The following is a 6,530-nucleotide window of genomic DNA, read 5'->3' on the forward strand; positions in this document are numbered from 1 at the left end:
TAGTCCTCGGCGCGCGAGTGGGCCGGGTTGAGCGTGCGTCGCGTCGGGTCGTCACACCAGACGAGGTGGAGGTCGTCGCGACCGGTCGCCGCGCGCAGCCAGGCGTCCGCCTCCGGGCCGGCGGGGATGCCCTGGAGCTCCTGCGAGTGCACCTTGGCGCGGACGAGACCGCCCGTGGGTACGTCGACAAGCAGGTCGGGCAGGTCGGCCGTCCGCAGCCTCAGCGCGGACGCGAGTGACGGATCGGTCATGGGTGTGTCCGCCGTGATCGCGAACAGCGAGTGCTGCTCGCGCGCCGAGACCAACTCGCCGTCGCCGTCGACGACCAGAAACGTCCGATCGCCGTCGAGGCCACCGAGCCCCACATCCGCTGAGCCCACCGGCCGGATCGCGGTGCTCTTGACGGGATGGATGTTGAGTCCGGTCAGCAGCATCAGGGTCAGTCGCTCGGACCGCCGAACATGATCTCGTCCCAGCTGGGGACCGACGCCCGACCCCGGGCCTTGCGGGCGGGCCGGCGCGACGGCGGCTCGTCCTCGGCCGGGTCGTGCTCGTCCGCGACGGCGGCGGCCGGGTCGTGCTCCGAGGCGTTGCGCTCGGGGTCGTCGCTGGTGTCGTCGGGGGTGTCGTCGGAGAGGTAGGCCTCGACCGACTGCTCGGTGCCGAGGCCGGCCTCGGTGAGGTCGATCGTGGTCTCCGCCGGGCTCACCTCGTCGACGGAGTCGGCCTCGTCGGTGACGAGCTCGATCGCGTCCTCGCCCAGCGGCAGCTCGTCGGCGGGTACGGCGTTGAGCCGGCGGACCCGGGCCGGCTGGAGATCGTCGCGCGCCTGCGCGGACGCCGCCGGGCGGCTCACCGGCTCGCCGACGAGCCAGCGCGCGTCCTCGTCCTCGGAGGTGACGAAGTTGCCGCGCACGTCGAATGCGAAGGTGGCCTTGCCCTTGCGCTGCGAGGTGCGGAACGAGCCCGTCAGGGTCCAGCGGCCGTCCTCGCGCCGCCAGGCGTCCCACTCCACGACGGCAGGATCGACGTTGAAGGTGTGCAGGTGGGCGCTGATGGCCTCGCCGAGCGTGCGGGCGCCGGTGTCGCCGGCCTTGCGGCGCAGCGAGGAGGACTGGGCACGCTGGGCGATGTGGGCCCGCTCGGCGAGCACGGGCGCCGCGAACACCATGATCTTCTCGACCGTGGTCTGGGCTGCCTGGGCCACCGACTCGGGTGACTCGCCGCCCCGGATGCGGGTCTGGATGTCGCGGGGGCGAAGAGCACTGTCCATCTGAATCTCCAACTGGCCGATGCGGGCGTGTTCGCCGCGGAGGGTGGCGCGGAGCTGGGCGTCGATGTCGAGGGTGAACTCGGCTCCGTTGTCATCCACCAGCAGCAGGCGCAGGCCATCGTCGCTCAGTCCCGCGAGCGTGAGGTGGGCCATGGATGCTGCACTCCTGCAGGTGGTGGTCGTACGCCTGTGTCCGGTCTCGCCGAGCCTACGCCAGCGCACGCGCGGAGCCCGGCTACGCGAGCGGCGTGCCTGCGGATAGCGTGCACCGGTGGTCGTCCTCGTGTCCCTGCCTGATTCGGCCGCTGCGCTGGTCGTGCTCGACCTCCTCGGGATCTTCGTCTTCGCCATCTCCGGCGCGCTCGTGGGGGTCCGCAAGGGGTTCGACGTCTTCGGCGTCCTGGTGCTCGCGGGCACGACCGGTCTGGGCGGCGGGTTCCTCCGCGACGTACTCATCGATGCGACCCCGCCGGCGGCGCTGGCGGACTGGCGCTACCTGATCGTGCCGTTCGGCGCAGGGCTCGTGACCTTCGCGTTCCACCCGACCCTGGGCCGACTCGAGCGGGTGGTCGACGTCATCGACGCCTTCGGGCTGTCCCTGTTCTGCGTCACCGGCGCGCTGAAGGCCGTCGAGTACGGCCTCGGCCCGGTGCCTGCCGCACTGATGGGCATGGTGACCGGCATCGGTGGCGGCATGGTGCGCGACCTCCTCGCGGGCCGGCCGCCGGACGTGTTCAGCGGCAGTCTCTACGCCACGCCGGCGCTGGCCGGGGCCGGCATCGCCGTGGGCCTGAACCTTGCCGGGCTGCCGTTCGGGGTGGTGGCGAGCGCCGGCTTCGGGGTCTGCCTGGTCCTGCGTCTGCTCGCGATCGTCCTCGACATCCGCGCGCCGAAGCCGCGAGGGCCCTCGAACGTCTGACTGCCGGCGCTAGTCGCCCAGCACCTGCCGGAGGTAGGGGTTGCGGAAGACCCGCTGGGGGTCCATGTCCTCTCGCACGGTCAGGAAGTCGTTGAAGCGCGGATAGATCGCGGCCAGGTCGTCGGCGACCAGGGTGTGCATCTTGCCCCAGTGCGGTCGACCGTCATACGTGCGGAGCACTGCCTCGACGGCGGCGAAGTACTCGGTGTGGTCGGCCTTCGCCGGCACGTGGAAGGCGAGATACATCGAGTCGCGGCCCGAGGCGGTCGACAGGGGGATGTCGTCGGCGGGAGTGGTCCGGATCTCGACCGGGAAGCTGATGCGCCAGCCGGAGGACTCGATGAGTCGGCGTACTTCCCGCAGCGCCTCGAGACCGACCGCGCGCGGCACGGCATACTCCATCTCCTTGAACCGGACCCGGCGCGGCGACGTGAAGACCCGGTGGGAGATGTCGCTGTAGGACCGCTCGGACAGCGCGTTGCCCGAGAGCTGGTTGAGCACGGGCACGGTCGCGGGCGCGTGGGTGCCGATGGTGGTGAGCATGCCGAAGACCGTGTTGGAGAGGAACTCGTCGTCGCGCCAGTGCTTCCACCGGCTCAGCGGACGGAGTCCGTCCAGCTCGGCGAGCCTGTCATGGGTCTTCGTCAGCACCTGCTCGGTGTGGGGGAACCAGTAGAGGTCGACGTGATGGTGCTCGTGGGTGAGCTCGTCGTACGTCGCCAGCGCGGCGTCCCAGGTGGTCGGCTGCTCGTGCGCCTCGAGCGCGAAGAGCGGCTCCACGAAGAGCGTGATCCTGGTCAGGATGCCGAGGGCCCCGAGCCCGATCCGGCCGAACTCGTAGAGCGCGCGGAACGACGTGGGCGAGGCGGTGATCTCCTCGCCGTGGCCGCTGAGGATGGTGAACGCGGCGATCTGCGCAGACAGCGAGGCGACGGTGCCACCCGTGCCGTGGGTGCCGGTGGAGGTGGCCCCGGCAATGGTCTGCTCGGCGATGTCGCCCATGTTGTGCAGCGACAGGCCGAGTCGGCCGAGCTCGGAGTTGAGCACGTGCAGCGGGGTGCCGGCCAGCACGGTCACCGTCATGGCGTCCCGGTCGACCGAGACGATGCCGACCAGCTGGTCGGGTCGCAGCATCGTGCCGACCGGCGCCGAGATCCCGGAGAAGCTGTGGCCGGCGCCCATCATCTTCACGGTGCCACGATGGGCGACAGCGTGCTCGATCTCGCGCTGGATCAGCACGGTGGCATCGGGTGTGACGACCTTGCGCGGCCTTGCGGCCTCGGTCCCTGCCCAGTTCGTCCACGCCCCCATGGGGAGAGGGTAGTGAGGCTTCGGGGCGTCACTAGGCTGAACCCATGTTTTCCTCGACCGGTCCAGACGTGTCGCCGTACGACGCACTCCTCCTGCTGTCCTTCGGAGGCCCGGAGAAGCCCGACGACGTCGTGCCGTTCCTGGAGAACGTCACCCGGGGACGGGGGATCCCCCGGGAGCGCCTCGAGGAGGTCGGCCAGCACTACTTCCTCTTCGGCGGACGCAGCCCGATCAACGACCAGAACCGTGCCCTGCTCGCAGCGATCCGCGAGGACCTGGCCGGCGGCGGCATCGACCTCCCGGTCTACTGGGGCAACCGCAACTGGGACCCCTACCTCGCCGACACGCTCGCGCAGATGCGCGACGACGGCATCACCCGAGCCGCGGTCCTGACCACCTCGGCCTACTCGTGCTACTCCTCCTGCCGGCAGTACCGCGAGAACCTCGCGGCCGCCGCGGCCGAGGTCGAGGGCGCGCCCCGACTGGACCGGCTGCGGCAGTACTTCAATCATCCGGGCTTCGTGGAGCCCGTCGTCGACGCGACCCTGGCCGGGCTGGCCGAGCTCTCGGACAACGTGCGCGAGCGGGCCGAGCTGGTCTTCGTCACGCACTCGATCCCGACCGAGATGGCCGTCACGAGTGGTGGCGACGGTGACGCCTACGTGCGCCAGCACCTCAGCGTCGCCGCGGAGATCACCGCGCGGGTGCGTCAGGAGACCGGCCGCCACCACGACTACTCCCTCGTCTACTGCTCGCGCTCCGGCTCGCCCCACACGCCCTGGCTCGAACCCGACGTGAACGACCACCTCGCCGCCATCGCCCAGCGCGGTGCCGGCGCGGTCGTGCTGGTGCCGGTGGGCTTCGTCTCCGATCACATGGAGGTCATCTACGACCTCGACACCGAGGCCCTGGCCACCGCGCAGAAGCTCGGCCTCGAGGCGGCGCGAGCCGCGACCCCGGGCGACGACCCGCGGTTCGTGGCGATGGTGCGCGATCTGCTCGTCGAGCGGGCCGCGGTCGAGCGCGGCGAGCAGGTGGACCGCGCCGCGGTCGGCGACCTTGCCGCCTGGCCGGAGATCTGTGCCGTCGGCTGTTGCCCCAATCCGCGCGGCGAGCGGCCTGCGTTGTGCGGGCTGGACGCGTGAGCGCCGAGCTCCGGGAGCTGGCGCTGGTCATCGGCCGCGAAGCAGTCGCGCTGGCACGTCAGATGCGCGACGGCGGCATCGCGGTCGCCGACACCAAGTCGAGTGCCGTCGATGTGGTCACCGCGGCCGATCGTGCCAGCGAGGAGCTGATCCGCGCCCGGATCCTCGCGGTCCGACCCGATGACGCGATCATGGGGGAGGAGGGCGAGGACCATCCGGGCACCAGCGGTGTGCGGTGGATCGTCGACCCGATCGACGGCACGGTCAACTACCTCTACGGCCTGCCCGACTGGGCCGTCTCCATCGCCGCGGAGATCGACGGGGAGATCGTCGCGGGCGTCGTGGTCAACGGCTCGTCGGGAGTCGAGTACGCCGCAGCGCGGGGCGCCGGCGCGACGCGCGACGGCCGGCCCATCGGCGTACGCCCCACACCACCGCTCGCCGAGCGACTCGTGCTCACGGGCTTCGGCTACCGCAGCGACGTCCGCACCCATCAGGCGACCTGTGTGGCCGCGCTGCTGCCGCACGTGCGAGACATCCGCCGGATGGGCTCGTGCGCGCTGGACCTGTGCCACGTCGCCGACGGCAGCGGCGACGCCTACGTCGAGGAGGGCCCGAGTCCCTGGGACTACGCCGCGGGTGGACTGGTGCTGACCGAGGCCGGTGGCCGGTTCGCGCTCCTCGCCGGGCGGCTGCGCGAGGTCAGCCCCGAGGCCGCCACGAACGCCCTCGTGGTGGGCACCCCCGCTGACGGCTGGGACACGTTCGTGAACGCGCTGCGCACAGCCGGCTTCCTCGCCTGAGACGAGCGGGAATACGCCACCGTCATCACCTGTTCACGGGACTGTGCGGGTCCGCCGTAGCGGGAGGGACGTTCATGGTGCACAATCTGGCGCCGACGAGCATGACGAGGCCCACCACCCATGGGCTTCGAGCTGATGGGGAGAGGGACGAAGATGGCCACTGACTACGACGCGCCACGCAAGACCGAAGAGGACCAGAGCGAAGAGAGCATCGAGGAGCTCAAGGCTCGTCGCCACGACAAGAACTCCGGCAAGGTCGACGAGGACGAGACCGAGGCCGCGGAATCATTCGAGCTGCCCGGTGCCGACCTGTCGCACGAGGAGCTCGCCGTCGAGGTGATGCCCCGCCAGGAGGACGAGTTCACCTGCATGAGCTGCTTCCTGGTGCACCACCGCTCGCAGCTTGCCGACGAGAAGAAGCTGATCTGCCGCGACTGCGCCTGATCGCCGTCGACCAACGGTCGACACCGTGAGGCCGCGTCCCCCACGAGGGGACGCGGCCTCACAGTCTGTTCAGGGTCCGCGTCAGGTCTGGGCCGGTGCCGCCTTGTCGGCGTCCTGACCGTCCTTCTGGAGCGGCGGGGGCAAGTGCCCGGTGGAGCGCGCGTAGTAGTTGGCGGCGCGACGGGTCGCGAGCATCCGGGCCAGTGCGACGAGGGTGCCGCTGACCGTGGCCCAGGCCACCGCCTCCCACAGGTCGACATCGGGGTCGGCGGGGTTGGCGGGCGGGTTCTTGCCCGTCGCTGCTCGCCACGTCGTGTTGAGTCCCTTCTTCGCGATCGCTGCCGACCCGAGGGCGGCGACGAGCGAGAAGGCAGACCATGCCTTGCTGCTGGATCCGGATGCCATGGGAGCCACCCTACCCAGAGCAGGTGGGCTCACGGACCGGTCGGGGCGAGGGCGGCGACGAGCCGCTCGGGTCGCCGCGAGCTGATCAGCCAGTAGGGCGCCGGGTCGCTCGGGTCGCTCAGGTCGACCCGGACGCCGCGCTTGAGGTAGGGCCGCAGCAGCAGGTAGGCGCGCACGTCGGCGTCCCGGCCGGCCTGGAGCCGCATCGCGTCGGCGTCGAGCGCCGTCAC

At 71.1% G+C, this 6,530-nt stretch carries 9 protein-coding genes; 4 read left to right on the plus strand and 5 right to left on the minus strand.

Going from position 1 to position 6,530, the window contains the following annotated elements; genetic code table 11:
• Together RMO85_RS17115 and sepH are read right to left on the minus strand one after the other, a co-directional pair.
• On the minus strand, positions 1 to 434 hold a 434-nt coding region (locus tag RMO85_RS17115; protein WP_310529926.1), incomplete at its 3' end, for an MOSC N-terminal beta barrel domain-containing protein.
• A gap of 5 nt (positions 435 to 439) precedes the next feature.
• The gene (gene sepH, locus RMO85_RS17120; RefSeq protein WP_310529927.1) at positions 440 to 1,426 is read right to left on the minus strand and encodes a septation protein SepH; all 987 of its coding nucleotides are present in this window, start codon (positions 1,424 to 1,426) and stop codon (positions 440 to 442) included.
• Positions 1,427 to 1,544: 118 nt separating this feature from the next.
• On the opposite strand from sepH, the gene RMO85_RS17125 reads away from it, so the two are divergent.
• Complete coding sequence (locus tag RMO85_RS17125; RefSeq protein WP_310529928.1) at positions 1,545 to 2,192, plus strand: trimeric intracellular cation channel family protein; 648 nt, start codon at positions 1,545 to 1,547, stop codon at positions 2,190 to 2,192.
• Between the two features lie 9 nt (positions 2,193 to 2,201).
• On the opposite strand, the gene RMO85_RS17130 is transcribed toward RMO85_RS17125, so the two are convergent.
• On the minus strand, positions 2,202 to 3,503 hold the full coding sequence (locus tag RMO85_RS17130) for a D-arabinono-1,4-lactone oxidase (protein WP_310529929.1): 1,302 nt from the start codon (positions 3,501 to 3,503) through the stop codon (positions 2,202 to 2,204).
• 44 nt (positions 3,504 to 3,547) lie between these two features.
• Here RMO85_RS17130 and RMO85_RS17135 point away from each other — a divergent pair, with 44 nt between their 5' ends.
• The 3 genes from RMO85_RS17135 (at position 3,548) to RMO85_RS17145 (ending at position 5,895) form a co-directional block, all read left to right on the plus strand.
• Positions 3,548 to 4,648, plus strand: coding sequence for a ferrochelatase (locus RMO85_RS17135; protein ID WP_310529930.1), 1,101 nt, complete (start codon positions 3,548 to 3,550; stop codon positions 4,646 to 4,648).
• Positions 4,645 to 5,451: an inositol monophosphatase family protein gene (locus RMO85_RS17140; RefSeq protein WP_310529931.1), complete on the plus strand. Its 807-nt coding sequence runs from the start codon at positions 4,645 to 4,647 to the stop codon at positions 5,449 to 5,451. The genes RMO85_RS17135 and RMO85_RS17140 overlap by 4 nt, the downstream gene beginning before the upstream one ends.
• Positions 5,452 to 5,604: 153 nt before the next feature.
• Entirely contained in the window at positions 5,605 to 5,895 is a 291-nt protein-coding gene (locus RMO85_RS17145) for a DUF4193 domain-containing protein (protein WP_310529932.1), read from the plus strand.
• Positions 5,896 to 5,976: 81 nt separating this feature from the next.
• On the opposite strand, the gene RMO85_RS17150 is transcribed toward RMO85_RS17145, so the two are convergent.
• Both RMO85_RS17150 and RMO85_RS17155 read right to left on the minus strand, forming a co-directional pair.
• Positions 5,977 to 6,300 carry a DUF4235 domain-containing protein gene (locus RMO85_RS17150; protein WP_310529933.1) on the minus strand — a complete coding sequence of 108 codons (324 nt, stop codon included), beginning with the start codon at positions 6,298 to 6,300 and terminating at the stop codon, positions 5,977 to 5,979.
• A gap of 29 nt (positions 6,301 to 6,329) precedes the next feature.
• The coding region (locus tag RMO85_RS17155; RefSeq protein WP_310529934.1) for a DUF3093 family protein at positions 6,330 to 6,530 on the minus strand (201 nt) is incomplete at its 5' end.

It is taken from the genome of Nocardioides sp., from assembly GCF_031422975.1.
In the GTDB taxonomy this organism is placed as follows: domain Bacteria; phylum Actinomycetota; class Actinomycetes; order Propionibacteriales; family Nocardioidaceae; genus Nocardioides.

What these genes read in the sequence shown, in the direction of transcription:
- sepH (WP_310529927.1), bottom strand. Translation starts at nt 1,426, where the DNA reads ATGGCCCACCTCACGCTCGCGGGACTGAGCGACGATGGCCTGCGCCTG.
- RMO85_RS17130 (WP_310529929.1), bottom strand. Translation starts at nt 3,503, where the DNA reads ATGGGGGCGTGGACGAACTGGGCAGGGACCGAGGCCGCAAGGCCGCGC.
- RMO85_RS17135 (WP_310529930.1), top strand. Translation starts at nt 3,548, where the DNA reads ATGTTTTCCTCGACCGGTCCAGACGTGTCGCCGTACGACGCACTCCTC.
- RMO85_RS17145 (WP_310529932.1), top strand. Translation starts at nt 5,605, where the DNA reads ATGGCCACTGACTACGACGCGCCACGCAAGACCGAAGAGGACCAGAGC.
- RMO85_RS17150 (WP_310529933.1), bottom strand. Translation starts at nt 6,300, where the DNA reads ATGGCATCCGGATCCAGCAGCAAGGCATGGTCTGCCTTCTCGCTCGTC.